At 55.5% G+C, this 14552-nt stretch carries 11 protein-coding genes, 6 tRNA genes, 1 pseudogene and 1 other annotated feature; of the genes and pseudogenes, 3 read left to right on the top strand and 15 right to left on the bottom strand.

Annotation, left to right across the window (positions count from 1 at the left end; all coding sequences use genetic code 11):
* A pseudogene (locus tag ACR0QW_RS06005) lies at positions 1-252 on the top strand (CitMHS family transporter); the annotation flags it as partial.
* Between the two features lie 71 nt (positions 253-323).
* On the opposite strand, the gene ACR0QW_RS06000 reads toward ACR0QW_RS06005, so the two are convergent.
* From ACR0QW_RS06000 to ACR0QW_RS05970, 7 genes are all read right to left on the bottom strand, one after another.
* Entirely contained in the window at positions 324-1592 is a 1269-nt protein-coding gene (locus ACR0QW_RS06000) for an O-antigen ligase family protein (protein WP_432642801.1), read from the bottom strand.
* A 4-nt stretch (positions 1593-1596) separates the two neighbouring features.
* The gene (locus tag ACR0QW_RS05995) at positions 1597-2877 is read right to left on the bottom strand and encodes a bifunctional folylpolyglutamate synthase/dihydrofolate synthase (RefSeq protein ID WP_432642800.1); all 1281 of its coding nucleotides are present in this window, start codon (positions 2875-2877) and stop codon (positions 1597-1599) included.
* Between the two features lie 19 nt (positions 2878-2896).
* Positions 2897-5551 carry a valine--tRNA ligase gene (locus tag ACR0QW_RS05990; RefSeq protein ID WP_432642799.1) on the bottom strand — a complete coding sequence of 885 codons (2655 nt, stop codon included), beginning with the start codon at positions 5549-5551 and terminating at the stop codon, positions 2897-2899.
* A 35-nt stretch (positions 5552-5586) separates the two neighbouring features.
* Positions 5587-5787: a binding site (T-box leader), on the bottom strand.
* A gap of 69 nt (positions 5788-5856) precedes the next feature.
* The gene (locus ACR0QW_RS05985; RefSeq protein WP_432642798.1) at positions 5857-7581 is read right to left on the bottom strand and encodes a hypothetical protein; all 1725 of its coding nucleotides are present in this window, start codon (positions 7579-7581) and stop codon (positions 5857-5859) included.
* A gap of 6 nt (positions 7582-7587) precedes the next feature.
* Entirely contained in the window at positions 7588-8502 is a 915-nt protein-coding gene (locus ACR0QW_RS05980; protein WP_432642797.1) for an AAA family ATPase, read from the bottom strand.
* Between the two features lie 180 nt (positions 8503-8682).
* Positions 8683-9153: a DUF805 domain-containing protein gene (locus ACR0QW_RS05975; RefSeq protein ID WP_432642796.1), complete on the bottom strand. Its 471-nt coding sequence runs from the start codon at positions 9151-9153 to the stop codon at positions 8683-8685.
* A 147-nt stretch (positions 9154-9300) separates the two neighbouring features.
* Positions 9301-9834 (bottom strand): 3H domain-containing protein, encoded by a 534-nt coding sequence (locus ACR0QW_RS05970; protein WP_432642795.1) that lies wholly within the window; start codon positions 9832-9834, stop codon positions 9301-9303.
* A 326-nt stretch (positions 9835-10160) separates the two neighbouring features.
* Here ACR0QW_RS05970 and ACR0QW_RS05965 point away from each other — a divergent pair, with 326 nt between their 5' ends.
* Positions 10161-10943 carry a DUF6282 family protein gene (locus ACR0QW_RS05965; protein ID WP_432642794.1) on the top strand — a complete coding sequence of 261 codons (783 nt, stop codon included), beginning with the start codon at positions 10161-10163 and terminating at the stop codon, positions 10941-10943.
* A 52-nt stretch (positions 10944-10995) separates the two neighbouring features.
* The gene (locus ACR0QW_RS05960) at positions 10996-11877 is read left to right on the top strand and encodes a LysR family transcriptional regulator (protein WP_432642793.1); all 882 of its coding nucleotides are present in this window, start codon (positions 10996-10998) and stop codon (positions 11875-11877) included.
* 57 nt (positions 11878-11934) lie between these two features.
* On the opposite strand, the gene ACR0QW_RS05955 is transcribed toward ACR0QW_RS05960, so the two are convergent.
* The 8 genes from ACR0QW_RS05955 to ACR0QW_RS05920 all read right to left on the bottom strand — a co-directional run bounded on the left by ACR0QW_RS05955 (position 11935) and on the right by ACR0QW_RS05920 (position 14543).
* A tRNA-Arg gene (locus tag ACR0QW_RS05955) sits at positions 11935-12011 on the bottom strand.
* 8 nt (positions 12012-12019) lie between these two features.
* A tRNA-Gly gene (locus ACR0QW_RS05950) sits at positions 12020-12093 on the bottom strand.
* An 11-nt stretch (positions 12094-12104) separates the two neighbouring features.
* A tRNA-Pro gene (locus ACR0QW_RS05945) sits at positions 12105-12181 on the bottom strand.
* A 52-nt stretch (positions 12182-12233) separates the two neighbouring features.
* A tRNA-Val gene (locus tag ACR0QW_RS05940) sits at positions 12234-12309 on the bottom strand.
* Between the two features lie 10 nt (positions 12310-12319).
* A tRNA-Glu gene (locus ACR0QW_RS05935) sits at positions 12320-12394 on the bottom strand.
* A gap of 3 nt (positions 12395-12397) precedes the next feature.
* A tRNA-Asn gene (locus ACR0QW_RS05930) sits at positions 12398-12472 on the bottom strand.
* 143 nt (positions 12473-12615) lie between these two features.
* Positions 12616-14013 (bottom strand): heme anaerobic degradation radical SAM methyltransferase ChuW/HutW, encoded by a 1398-nt coding sequence (hutW, locus tag ACR0QW_RS05925; RefSeq protein WP_432642792.1) that lies wholly within the window; start codon positions 14011-14013, stop codon positions 12616-12618.
* 2 nt (positions 14014-14015) lie between these two features.
* Positions 14016-14543, bottom strand: a complete 528-nt coding sequence (locus ACR0QW_RS05920; RefSeq protein ID WP_432642802.1) for a flavodoxin family protein — start codon at positions 14541-14543, stop codon at positions 14016-14018.
* Positions 14544-14552: the final 9 nt, after the last annotated feature.

Below are 14552 nucleotides of genomic sequence, written 5' to 3'. Positions count from 1 at the left end.
TTCGGCCTGCTGCCTCTGGCCATCGGCGTTGGGCAACAGTTCGGCGTTGACCCGCACAACATGGCTATGGCCATGCTGATCGGCAAGAACTACGGTGTCATGGTCACCCCGCACGCCGCTACCACCTTCCTGGCCTGCGGCTTGGCTGGCATCTCCCTGCGGGAAATGCTGGTATTCTGCGCACCGCGTCTGTGGATCCTGTCCTGGATTTCTCTGCTGTGCGGTCTGATGCTGGGTCTGTTCTCTTTCTAACCTGATCAACTTCAACAAAAGAGGAGCTGCACGATTGTCAGATTCAAAGTCTGACAATCGTACAGCTCCTCTTATTTTTCGTTCTGAGCCGTTTTTTCCCTGGGTCTGCTCAATTGGTCAAGGATCAATACAATGGCGTTTCCAGCCCAAAACAGCATGCCCAGCTGGCTGTTGAACAAGGTATGGTCCGTCAGTCCGCCGATGAACACCCCTACCAGATAGGCCATATACCCGCAGGCCACGCCCCTGATCCAGGGCCGGGTCCGTTTCCGGTGCCGGATTTCCCGGGCCAGCCTGAACATATGGAGCATCAGGAACAAAAACAGCAGCAGTCCTTCGATGCCCAGTTCCGCCGTAATGTTCAGGAGCAGGTTGTGGCTGTGATACATGAACACATCTTCCGAAATGAAGAAATTATAATCGGGAAAAGCATACCCGTACCCGTACCACCCCACTCCGAAAGGATGTTCCTGGATCATGTCCAGGGAACTCTGCAGATAGAAGAACCTCAGTTCCGCTGAAGTATCATGGACGGAAAAGATGGACATGATCCGGGCAGCCAGCCGGTTCCAGCCCACGTACAGCACCCCCAGGCCCCCGCCGATAAAAGGCAGGAATGCCTTGTGGTAAAATGCCCCGGCAAACACGAACAGCACCCAAAAATACGCCACCCAGTTGCCCCGGGAAAAGGTCAGGATCAGGCAGGCCGTGGCCAGCAGGAAGATGCCGGCCAGGACCCAGCGGGTCCTGCCTCCCTCCAGAGGGGCGAAGATCCCTTCACAGTAGGCCACCGTAGTCACCAGGAAAGCTCCCAGGATGTTGGGGTTCACCAGGGTGGAAATGGCCCTTCTGGACAGGTTCTTGAAAGCATCATGGTCGATCCATTCCGCATTCTGCAGGCTGGTGCCAAAGAAGTACTGCCAGATGCCATAGGCCGCCACGATGCCCGCCGAGATCATGAACACCTTGATCAGGAACAGAGATCGCCGGCCGGTACTGGCATAGCGCAGCACCAGGTAGAACAGCCCGGCTTCCTGCCCTACCACCCACAGCCAGTTCAGGCCGCAGGCCAAAGGATCCGGCGACCAGAATACACTGACCGCACTGAGCAGGAACAGCGCCCACAGGGGACGACTGATGACCTTAGGTACCTGGCAGGCCGGCCAGAACTGCCGGGTTCGCCAGCAGTTCACCAGGTTCATCAGGAAGCAGATACAGAACACGATGCCTGCCGCCAGCTGGTTCAAGGGCAGGATGAAGAACAGCACACACAATACGGCAAAGGTACACTGGTTCAGGTTCCAGGATTTGGGAAGGCCCCAGCCTCGTGGTCGTTCCATATTCCTACCTGTCCAGTCCCAGTTCCTTGAACGTCCCCACCAGGTACAGGGAGCCGCAGACAACCACCACATCCTCCGGTCCGGCCTCACTGACCGCCTGATGATACGCAGCGGTCAGATCATCCATGGGCACCGCATTCTTGTGGAGCCGTCTGGCCAGTTTCTCCGGTGTTTCCGACCGGTCGCCCACATGGGCCAGCACCGTATAAATGGTATCTTCGGGCCGGAACAGGATGTCCGATACCTGGCTCACATCCTTGTCTGCCATCATGCCGAACACGAAACAGCGGTGCGCCCCGGGGTAATATTCGTCCAGGGCCTTCCGCAGCACGGTGACGCCGGAGGGGTTGTGAGCCCCGTCCAGGATGATGTCCGGTTTTTCATGGATCCGTTCCAGCCGGCCGGGCCAGCGGGTTTCGTCCATCCCTTTCAGGATGGCTTCCGGCGTAATTGCCGGATCCTTCTTTGCCAGCAGTCCGGCCGCTTTCAGCGCCACAGCCCCATTCAGCACCTGGTGCTCGCCAGGCAGATGGATGGTCACATCCATTTGCTTCTCCCCTGCCCGGTACAGGAATTCCTGGGCACCCATGGAACTTGCCAGGATCTGCACAGAGAATCCATCGCCCAGCACATACAGGAAAGAGTGACTGGCTTCTGCCGTATTCCGGATGACGTCCAAAGCGGCCCCTTCGGCTGCCGTCACCACCGGTACCCCCGGTTTGATGATGCCGGCTTTCTGGGCAGCAATGGCCTCGATGGTCCTGCCCAGCCGTTCCGTATGTTCCAGTGTCACATTGGTGATCACGGAAACTTCCGGTGTGATGATGTTGGTAGAATCCCACAGGCCGCCCATGCCCACTTCGATTACCGCCATATCCACCTTTTTCTCAGCGAAATACAGGAAGGCCATGGCCGTAATGAATTCAAACTGGGTGGGCTGTTCGCCCCCGTCTGCCAGCCACTTGTCCAGGGCGTCCTTCGTCTTTTCCGTTACGGCGGCAAAATCTTCGTTGGAGATTTCCTCCCCGTCCAGACAGATCCGTTCGTTATAGCGGACAAAGTGGGGTGAAGTATACGTTCCCACCCGTTTGCCGCTTTCCTTCAGGATACTGGTCAAAAAGGCCGTCACACTGCCCTTTCCGTTGGTGCCGGTCACATGGACCGTCCTGATCTTCCGCTCCGGATGGTCCAGGAGGGCCGCCAGGCCCTGGATCCGTTCCATCCCCAGATGGATGCCGAATTTGCCCAGACTTTCTACGTACGCTACTGCATCCGTATATTCCATCGCGTTTCTCCTTTCGTGGTTACAGTTTCCGGAGAGTTTCCATCCGTTCCTTCAGGCCATCGATCCGGGCCAGCACTTCAGCCTGTTTGGTCTTTTCTTTTTCCACCACTTCGGCCGGAGCCTTGGAGAGGAAGTTCTGGTTGCCCAGCTTGCCTGCAGCCCGTTTGGCTTCTTTTTCAGCACCGTCCAGTTCCTTCTGCAGACGGGCCAGTTCCTTTTCTACATCGATCAGGCCCTTCAGCGGCAGGTATACCTTGGCACTGTTCACTACGGCAGCCATGGCATTTTCCGGAGCGGCATCATCCATGCCGCCGATGGTCAGGTCGTCCACCGTGCCCAGCTGCTGGATATAGGAAGCATGGGACTTGAACACGTCCTTCAGTTCCTCATCCACCAGTACCGTAGCCGGAGCCTTATGGCCCGGAGCAGCGTTCACTTCTGCCCGCATGTTCCGGATGGATTTGATGACATCCATGATGACGGTCATCTGTTTTTCCACCGTGTCGTCGATCAGCTTGTCATCGGCTTTCGGCCAGGGAGCGATCATGATGCTCTTGCCTTCGTGGGGCAGATGCTGCCAGATTTCTTCCGTAATAAAGGGCATGTAGGGATGCAGCAGCTTCATGGCATCGCCCAGCACCTTGCACAGCACGCCCTGGGCCGTGGCCCGTTCGGCAGCGTTTTCTTTGTTGTACAGACGGGGCTTGGCCAGTTCGATGTACCAATCGCACACTTCGCCCCAGATGAAATCATAGATCAGACGGCCGGCTTCACCCAGTTCGAATTTTGCCAGGTCGTCAGAAACTTCCTGGATGGTATGCTGCAGCCGGGACAGAATCCACTGATCAGCCAGGGTGAGAGGAGCCTTTTCCGCATCCTTATCGTAGCCGTCCAGGTTCATCAGAGCGAACCGGGAAGCGTTCCAGATCTTGTTGGCAAAGTTCCGGGTGCTTTCGATCCGGTTCCAGTAGAACCGCATGTCGTTGCCGGGGGTGTTGCCGGTGATCAGCATGAACCGCAGGGTATCAGCGCCGTATTTGCCGATCACATCCAGAGGATCGATGCCGTTGCCCAGGGATTTGCTCATCTTGCGGCCCTGTTCATCCCGCACCAGCCCGTGGATGAACACGTGCTTGAAGGGTTCCTTGCCCATGAATTCCTCACCCATGGTGATCATCCGGGCTACCCAGAAGAAGATGATGTCATAACCGGTGACCAGCACACTGGTAGGATACCACTGTTCCAGTTCCGGTGCCTTGTCCGGCCAGCCGAAAGTAGAGAACGGCCACAGGCCGGAACTGAACCAGGTGTCCAGGGCATCCTCATCCTGATGGATATGGGTGCTGCCGCATTTCGGGCAGGCGGTCAGATCCGTCCGGGAGGCGGAAACGGCACCGCAGTCATCGCAGTACCACACAGGGATCCGGTGGCCCCACCAGATCTGACGGGAAATGCACCAGTCATGGATGTTTTCCATCCACTGCAGGTAGGTCTTGGTAAACCGGCTGGGCACGAATTCCGTATGGCCTTCGGTGACGCATTTGATAGCTGCTTCGGCCAGAGGTTTCATCTTCACGAACCACTGGGTGGAGACCATGGGTTCTACCACATGGTGGCAGCGCTGGCAGTGGCCCACGGAGTGAGGCGCATCTTCGATCTTGACCAGAAGGCCCATGTCCTTCAGATCCTGGACGATGTTCTTTCTGCATTCGTAGCGGTCCTGACCTTCATACTTGCCGGCCGCCTTCGTCATCTTGCCGTCCAGGCCAATGACCACGATCTTTTCCAGGTTATGGCGTTCGCCCACTTCATAGTCGTTGGGGTCATGAGCCGGCGTAATCTTTACAGCGCCGGTACCGAATTCCAGGTCCACATATTCATCGGCGATGATGGGGATTTCCCGGTTTGTGGTAGGCAGCAGGATTTTCTTGCCCACCAGGCTGCCGTACCGTTCATCCTTGGGGTTCACGGCCACAGCCGTATCGCCGGGGATGGTTTCCGGACGGCTGGTGGCAATGGTCAGATAGCTGTCATTTTCCCCCACGATGGGATATTTGATGTACCACAGCGCACCGGGATCATCCTGGTGTTCCACTTCCACATCAGACAGGGCCGTGCGGCAGTTCACACACCAGTTGATCATCCGGGTGCCTTTATAGATCAGGCCTTTTTCATACAGGCTCACGAAAGCTTCCCGTACGGCACGGCTCAGGCCTTCGTCCATAGTGAAGCGCTGGCGGTCCCAGTCACAGGAAATGCCCAGGGATTTCAGCTGGGTGACAATGGTGTCACCGTATTCTTCCTTCCATTTCCAGACCCGTTTCACGAATTCATCCCGGCCCAGGTCATAGCGGGTCAGGCCTTCTTTTTTCTTCAGTTCCTCTTCCACCTTGATCTGGGTAGCCAGGCCGGCATGGTCATAACCGGGCAGCCAGCAGGTGTTGTCGCCCATCATCCGATGCCAGCGCACCAGGATATCCTGCAGGGTATTGTCCAATGCGTGGCCCATGTGCAGCTTCCCGGTGATGTTGGGAGGCGGGATCACCACGCTGAACGGTTTGCGGCTTTTGTCCACCGGCTGATGGAAAAATCCGTTCTCGATCCAGTATGCATACCATTTCTTTTCCACCGCGGCCGGATCATAGACCTTGGGGATATTGTTTTCTTCTGCCATGTTCTGCCTCCTTAAAAAAATAAACCCGTCCTATTCTATAGGACGAGTTATTCGCGGTACCACCTACATTCTCAATCGCTTGAGCACCTTCAAAGACGTAACGTGCCTTACCCGGGCAGGGCTTTCCACCCTGCCGGCTCCCGGACGACTTCCCATGCATTGCACAGATGCTTCCACCATACGCATCCTCTCTGCTGTACAAGCGGCATCGTACTCCTTCCGTTCTCTGCCTTTGTCAGTTTGTAGCTGTATGGAGTCATTGTAACAAGGGGAAAGGGAAAAGTCAATGCTGCGCCCTTCACTTTTCACAGTGCTTCAATATGACGGCACAGCATCTTCCCCACGCTGTCGGCCATTTTATCCAGGTCCTTGACTTCCACGCAGTCCTTGCCAAAGATCTTCCGGGCGTCACCCATGATGTGCCTGTTTTCTCCGTTGATCAGCCCGATGACCCGGATCCCTTCCCGGCGCAGATCAGCCGCTTCGTCAGCCGTATTGGCCACGGCCTTTTCATCCCGGTATTCCGACGAGCTGAACAGCCCGTCGCCTACCAGGGGCTTATCATCGTTGGGCTCCGCATCAGTGAGCATGATCAGGATCTTCCGGGTGTGGGTGAAATCCCCCATAAGCTGCCGGGCGCCCCGCAGGGCCAGCCCGTCCCGGTTCCAGCCAGTAGCCACATAGTTGAAGATACTGGTACACCGCTTTTTATCACTGTAATCCTTGAACAGGGTCAGCACAGTGTAATCCCGCAGGGTGCAGAAAGAATACACCTGGTAGGGGATGCCGCACTGCCGCAGACTTTCGGCGATCACATAAGCCTGGGAAGCAATGACCTGCTGGTATTCGCCCCGGCTGGCCGAAGCATCCAGCATCAGATCCACGGTAAAATCCGGTGACGATACAGTTTCGTTTTCGAAGAACACCCGGTTGTCGTTCACCTTCAGGGCTCTCCACACCAGCCCTGGCACCAGCTCCCCTTCTTTCGAAGGGATGGGCAGCCTGGCACGGCTCATGCGCATGACGCCGCGCAGCTGGCCTGTCAGCCGGGCAATGCTCTTCCGGCACTGCTCACCGTGATCCTTATAATAAGCCAGGTTCTTCACCCGCTGCTGATGTGCCCCTTCCAGCCAGCGGGATGCTTCCCCGGTGGCTCCCCTGCTGCCCAGGCGCCCCCGGGTGAAATGCAGGTGACAGCCCCTGTGGGGACCGCTGCACCAAGCCTGGTCGATGTCCAGCATCTTCCGGGGCGGATAGATGCTGGCTCCGAAACAGTCAATGATATATTGATAGTTTTCCGCCTGGGTCTGCCCCGTGATGATATCCATCAGACCATTATGGGCCTTTTTCCCGGAGAGGATATCCAGGGCCTGCTTCTTGGAATACAGGAAGTTGAAAACACTTTCCTGTTTCCGGTTGATGTGGGGCAGCAGCCAGTCGATCAGGTCACCCAGTCCCTTGCTGATGATGACCTTTTCCAGGCTTTCGCGCACCAGGAAGTGGGACACGAAATATTTCTTAGTTAGCTTCCTGAAATGGTCGCAGAGCTGCTGGGTAGTCCAGTCGGGGTCGAAGCACAGTCCTTGATACAGACCCCTGGCCCAGGGATCATGCAGATCCCGTTTCTCGCCCAGGACCTCGTGCCACCGGGCCGCCTGCATTTCGTGGGCCACGCCCTGCTTGTCCAGCTTTGTTCCATCAAAATAGGCGTGAGCATGCTGCTCCCGCAGGTATTTCAGCACCGGCCGCACAGAGATCTCCCTGGCGTATGTGCAGAATTCCAGCCCCAGCCAGAACAGGTCCGTAAACGTGTCTACCAGGGCGCTGTCCTTCATCTCTTCGAACATCTGGTGGATCAGCTTCACATCGTAATATTTCCGGGTAAGGCCTACCACGGCGTTCAGGTACAGATCCGGCGCCCCTGTCTCACCGTAGGCCACAAAGTCCGGATCAAAATGGTAGTCCCAGGAAACATCCCATACGATATTCAGTGCCCGCCGGCGCCTGGCATCGTATTTCAGCTTTGCCATGATCCATCATCCCTCAAAGATATCTTGTTTTTTGTAATTGCCGGGGATGTGCAGGTTGATCACATCCCGGATCAGCCCCGGTTCGTATTCATCAAAGGATTTGTTCACGATGCCCAGGTCCAGGGCCTTGTGGGGATCCAGTCCGGCCTGCATCAAGTGGATGGCATCCAGCATGCCCCGCAGATCCAAAGCTTTTTCCGAAATCTCGCTTTCAGCGCATTTCTTTTCCAGATCCTTGAATATCTGGCAGAAGGCCTTCATGGCGTCCTTGCGGATGGTGGGAAATTCATATTGCAGCAGCCGTTCCAGGGATTCCGTGGAAATGGCAGGCAGCTGGATCACCACGAACCGGGAAGCCAGGGCTTCATTCAGTTCCCGGGTGCCAGAATAGCCGTAGTTCATAGTGGCAATGAACCGGCAGGCCTTGTGGGCGTGCAGCCGGTCGTACCCGGGGATGTCCACTGTATGCCGGAAGTCCAGCAGGGAATGCAGCACAGCCATGGCTTCGTTCCGGGCCATGTTGATTTCATCAAACACCCCGAAACCGCCCTTCACGGCGCACTGGTACACCGGGCCCGGCCGGAATTCCACTTCACCGTTCTTGAAAGTATCCGTCCCCAGCATGCCAGTAGCGTCCATGTTGATATGGAAGGAAACGTTCCACATGGGACGGCCGAACACACTGGCCAGGTTTTCCGCCAGCACGTTTTTACCAGTAGCCTTGGGTCCGGCCAGGAGCAGGTTCTGCCCGCACAATAGGGCCGCAATGGCTTCTTCCCACACTTCTTTCCCGTAGTAACGGAAGTGAGGCACAGGTACCCGGTCCGCCAGTTCCGGCGGTGTGGGGAATTCCTTCCTGTACTCTTCGATTCCCTTAATCAGTTCTTCGCTGATCTGCTCATTTTCCAAAAATTCCAGCATGACACGGCCCCCTCAAAGGACAATTTCACATTTTTTTAATCATTCTTTATTATAGCACAAAAAGGAGCTGTGAAATCATCCTTCACAGCTCCTGCATTTTGCCAGCACCAGCTGGTCTCCATCGACCAATGACAAATGACGGGGTGTGAAAAAGGCATTTTTTCACATCCCTTTTCCCCTTTACTCCGGAACTGCACCGAATCGGTTGTCCCCCTCTGTCCCCTTGCGGATCAGCAGGTAGATGTACACAGCCAGATGGGCCACCGGGATCAGCAGCAGCAGTACCCACCAGCCGCTCCTGTCCATATCGTGGAAACGACGGACAAACAAAGACAGTCCGCAGATCAGCATGACCATATAGGTAAGCATCCACAGCCCAAGCAGAGCGATAGCCCCCACCCCGCTTTCAAACAGGGTAAAAAGGCAGACACAGCCCATCAGGAAAAAGGTCACGAAGCTGGTGCCCACCAGGAGCAGCGCTCCCCGCAGCGCCAGTTCCACCCGGCCCAGACGGCCATGGAAATTCAGGTAAAGATCCAGCAGCGAAGCCCAGTCCCGGGGAATCTGACGGGCAAAAAAATGACGCTCCATCCACTGATAGGGCGATATCCTCTCGTTCTTCCCTGCATCCATTTTATCCAGCAATGCCATATGGCCTCCTATTCTTCCAGCGTTCTTCTTCAACAGTCGAAAGATATTATATCTATTTTCGGCAGGAAAAGAAAGAGGGATTTCACAAAAATGCGCATTTGTAACCGCTGCCAGCAGCGTTTTCCCAAATGCGCACCTCCCCTGTGTTTATTTTTCCTTTTCTTTCCTTTCTTCCACCAGGACTCCCAGCTCTTTCAAGGCATCCCGGATGACTCCCAGTTCCTCCTGGGAATCTGCCGCCACCATCAGGGTATGGTACCCATGAGAAAGGGTAGCAATCAGCGGAAGATTGTATTTCCGGAAACTTTCGATGTATTGTTTCACATCTCTCCGGTTCTTCAGGTTCAGATAGGCCTGGATTGGGCCACAGAAATCCGGAAGGATGGTCACGCTGGAAATCATGCCCCCGTTGTCCACCACCGCATTCATCTCTTCCAGGGCACTGTCCGACTGCAGGTCCCTGTAACGGCAGTCGAAACTGGCAGTCAGGCTCCGTCCATTGATCTGGTATCCTCTTCGGGTGGAAACAATGGCTGTACCGGCACTCCGCAGCAGTGCCATATCCAGAACAATGACCTGACGGGAAACGTTCAGATCTTCGGCCAGCTGATCACCGGTAATGGGACCTGTGGAATTTCTTAGGATTTCTAGTATTTTTTCTCTCCGTTGCTGATTCTTCATATCACAATCTCCCCTCGCTGCCAACATCACGGTTCCCTTTCCGCTCCGCTACAGCCTGTTTTCTCTATCTGTTCATAACCGTCCTCCGGCAAAATCGATTCAATCGAATTATATCACATATACTTATAAATGTCTAAAGACAGTTGGCATGCAATCCAACATTTTCGTTTTTTCTATCCGTTTTTGTAACAGGGGTTAAATCTGAGAATTCTTTTTTTAGCAAGCTGGTTTCATGCTTATAAAGCATGGTTTCGTTAGAAACAAGTATTTTATGCCATGCTTTTTTTATACTATGATACAGCCATACAGAAAAAGGAGATCGGCTTATGAAAGAAAATCTTTTGCGGGGAGCCATCGACATGCACGTCCATGCATCCCCTGATTACCAGGTACGGAAATATACGGAATGGCAGCTGCAGCAGCTGTATGGAGAAGCAGGGATGAAGGGGTACATCAGCAAATGCCATGCCAATGATACCGCCGGCCGGGCTGCCGTCCTCATGGCACGGAAACCGCCTGTGACCATTTACGGCGCCCTGGTGCTGAACCACTGTGCAGGCGGTCTGAATCCGGCGGCCGCGGAAGCCTCTGCCCGGCTGGGAGGCCGGGTCATATGGTTTCCTACGGTGGATGCCATTTCCATTCTGGGACCGGACGGAAACCTGCTGCCCGTGGTCTATGACATCCTGGAAGTCATCAAAAAATATGATCTGATCCTGGCCACCGGCCATATCCCTGTGTCTGAAGCTCGTCTCCTGCTGAAAGCAGGGGCTGCCTGCGGTGTCAGGAAGATGATTGCCACCCATGTATCCCTGCCCCTGACCAAAGCCAGCCTGGCCTTGCAGCAGGAATACCTTTCCTACGGAGCCTGTCTGGAGCATTGCTTCTATACTCCCTTCCACCATCTGTGTACCCTGGAGGAGATCGCAGACAGCATCCGCCAGGCAGGGGCAGGACGGATCATCCTTTCCTCCGACATGGGCCAGCCGGAAGGCCTGACGCCTCCGGCCGCCCTGGCTTCCTTTGCCAGCCGGCTGCAGGCCCTGGGGATTTCCAGTGAAACGCTCCGCACCATTCTGGTGGATAACCCGGCAAGACTGCTGGCCTGACAAGAGAAAAAACGGTATGATAAGGGAAAAAGCATCGGAAAGGAAGCCCCTTATGGAACTGAAGACACTCTGGTATTTCCTGCGGATTGCCGAACGGGAAAACATCACCCAGGCAGCCAATGAACTCCATATGACCCAGCCCCATCTGACGCGCCAGCTCCGCTCTCTGGAAAAAGAACTGGGCGTCCCCCTTTTTTCCCGGGAAAAGAAACGGCTGGTCATCACAGAAGAAGGCATCTATGTAAAGCAGCAGGTGAAACAGATCTTTGCCCTGCTGGCCAAAACGGAAGAGCATGTAAAAGCCCTGCACGCCGGGCTCACCGGAAAATTGTACATCGGTGCCGTAGAGACCCTGGGGCCGCTGTATGTTCCCCAGTGGCTCCGCCAGTTCCGGCAGTCTTTTCCCCAGGTCACGTATCAGATCTGGACAGCCAATTCCAGAGACGTATTGGAACGGCTGGACGATGGACAGCTGGATGTAGCCCTGGTCCGGGGAAATTTTCCAGAACACAGCTGTTATGACTCCATTTCTCTGCTGAAAGAGGGATGGATTGGCCTGTTTTCTCCTCAGCTGGAGCTGTCTAATGCCCCGGAAAGCACACCGCTGTCTCTTGATGAGCTGACGGGCCATCACCTGATCGTACCGGCCCAGCGCACCAGGGAAATCCGGCAGCTGTTCCTGCAGAAAGGACTGGAAGCCCATATCCTGTGCGAATTCTCTCCCCTTTTAAACGGTATCGTGCTGGCAGAGGAAGGGCTGGGCGTTGCCATCCTGCCAGCTTCCGCCCGGGCCTCGCTCACAGGACACCATGTCCTTACCCGTCCCCTGGACATCCCGGAAACCTCCCAGGGCTGTCTGGTATGGCGCAACGACAGGAAACAGACCAGGGTGGCCCAGCAGTTCATTGAAATACTGAAGGGGTTATATAAATAAAATTTATATAACTAAAAAGGACCCATCCCAAAAGGAATGGATCCTTATCTCTTCAATTGGTGACCCCGGAGCGATTCGAACGCTCGACACACGGCTTAGAAGGCCGTTGCTCTATCCAGCTGAGCTACGGGGCCAAATAAAATGGAGCGGGTGATGGGAATCGAACCCACGTAACTAGCTTGGAAGGCTAGGGCTCTACCATTGAGCTACACCCGCAAGGAAAATTATGGTCGGAGCGACAGGATTTGAACCTACGACCCCCTGCTCCCAAGGCAGGTGCTCTACCAAACTGAGCTACGCCCCGTCGCAATGCACAGGCCAAAATTGGTTGATTTTAAAAAAAGGTAAAAAAAATATGGTGGGCGCTAACAGGATCGAACTGCTGACATTCTGCTTGTAAGGCAGACGCTCTCCCAGCTGAGCTAAGCGCCCAAAAAAGAAGTGGTGACCGGAGAGGGAATCGAACCCTCGATACCGCCGTGAAAGGGCGGTGTCTTAACCGCTTGACCATCCGGCCACTTGGCTCCCCGAGTAAGACTCGAACTTACAACAACTCGATTAACAGTCGAGTGCTCTACCATTGAGCTATCGGGGAATTTCGCGACGCTCATGCGCTGCGAGTGTTATTATATTAAATATGCTACAAAATGTCAAGGGTTTAAAAAAATATTTTTTTAATTCTTGGGTCTATGGCCCACAGCCCCTTTTCAGGGGCCATGATTCCATTGTTTCTCTTGCCTACCCCTGCTCTGCAATCTTCGCATTCAGGATGCCGTTTTTCCCACTGAGCAGATATTCCACACATTCCAAAATCGTCTGGGTCATGTTTACCTGCCAGAACTGCCCGGCTTCGGTGAGCTGGTACAGGTATCCATTATCCTGCCACAGGCCATAGTCCTCCCACAGCCTGCCCAGCCAGTCCAGGGCTGCCAGTTCCGGATGCTCCTTCCCCAGCCTGGCCAGATCCAGCCGGCTCTGGTTCATCTGGGCCTGGATTTTGTCGGCAATCCCCGCATAAGGAGATTCCTGCTGCAGGAACATAAGGGGTTTCTGCCCGGCCCTGACCATTTTCTCGTACACCGGCAGCATCCGGTGCAGCATGGTGGAAAGGCCGTCCACATGACCTCCGGCGCCGCAGCCGAAGGGGAACAGGTGGACGCCGCTCCGGGCCAGGGTATTGTACATGCTCCTTTCCCGGTTATTCCGGGCCCAGTGGCAGAAACTCAGCCGCTTGTACCCCAACGCATCCAGATAGTTCTTCCCAAAGGCGAACATGGCCGTCTGCTGCTTCGTAGTAGCCGCAGGGGACAGCTTCCCCCGCTGGATGGCCATAGCCAGGTCGCTTTTGTCGAACACATCCAGCTGGTACAAATCGGCCCCGTCCACACCGGATTCCACCAGAAGCTCCACATCCCGTTTCCACACGTCCATGGTCTGATCGGGCAGACCGTACATCAGGTCGATGATGACGGCGCACTGGTTATACGCCATCAGGCCCCGGAGTTTTTCCAATACGGTCTCCTGGTCATCCAATCGGCCCACCTGTCTGCGCACCTTCGTATCGAAGGACTGCACCCCCAGGGACATGCGGTTCACTCCCTCCGACAGCCATACGTCCATCTTTTCCGGCACCAGATCATGGACCCGGCCTTCCAGGGTCAGTTCATAATCGTTGGCCAGGGGCAGCGAAGTCCGGATGGCAGAAAGCAGTTTCCGGGCGTTTTCCGGCGACAGGGACGTAGGTGTACCCCCGCCGATGAACACTGCCTGGATGGGCGCTTTCTGCAGCCGGGGCTGCTGTCCGTCCCGCCGGATTTCCTCCACCAGCAGGTCCACATACCGGTCTTCCGCGGTCTGGTCCGTGCCATTCTGGAAGAAGCCGCAGTACAGACATTTCGTCTTGCAGAAGGGGATATGGATATAGGCCATCTGGACAGGATTGCCCTGGGCAGGCCGTCCCATGACCTGCTGCCAGGCCTGGGGAGCCATGGGAGGAGGAATCATCCTGCCCCCCATCCCCGCATGGACCACCCGTTTCCGATCAAAGGCTTCCGCCAGGGGATCCTGGCTTTTCCGCCCAAACTGCAGCAGCCGCTGCTCTGGAGAAAGCCGCTCATAATAAATTTTCAGATCCATGCTTATCCTTCCATCTCCAGTCCCAGCAGCACCTCATGGGCAAAGGCAGCCGCATCCTGCAAGTCTTTGGCATCCGGATGAGTGGAAGCTGCCTTGTGGCGGGCTTCGCTTTCCGGATTGCGGCCATGCAGGCTGCTGGCCGGGAACATTTTGTACATGGCCTCGATCAGCTTGGGATCCACTTTCCCCTGACAGATGAAACAGGAAGGCACATTGACCCCTTCCGGCACAAGCCCTGCCGCTTTTTCCAGGGATTTTCTGGCATGGTCGCTTTTGGGATCCGCCCCCAGGGTGGCAAACAGCGCCACATTTTTGTTGTGGAGCTGCTGCAGCACCTTTCGGGAAGCTTCATCCGCCGTCCCCTTGTCCACCCAGAAACCCAGGAACACACAGTCATAGCTGGCCAGATTCTCCGGCAAAGGTTTCGTCAGGTCCAGGCAGGGAGTGCCCTGGGGCAGGGCGGCGGCAATGGCCTCCGCCACCCTTTTGGTGTTCCCTGTCCGGCTGGAATACAGTACGATGGTTTTCATGGTTTTCAT

This window comes from Acidaminococcus sp., from assembly GCF_050873445.1.
Lineage (GTDB): Bacteria > Bacillota > Negativicutes > Acidaminococcales > Acidaminococcaceae > Acidaminococcus.
Note: the sequence above shows the minus strand (reverse complement) of the source record. Positions and strands in the feature narration are given on the sequence as shown.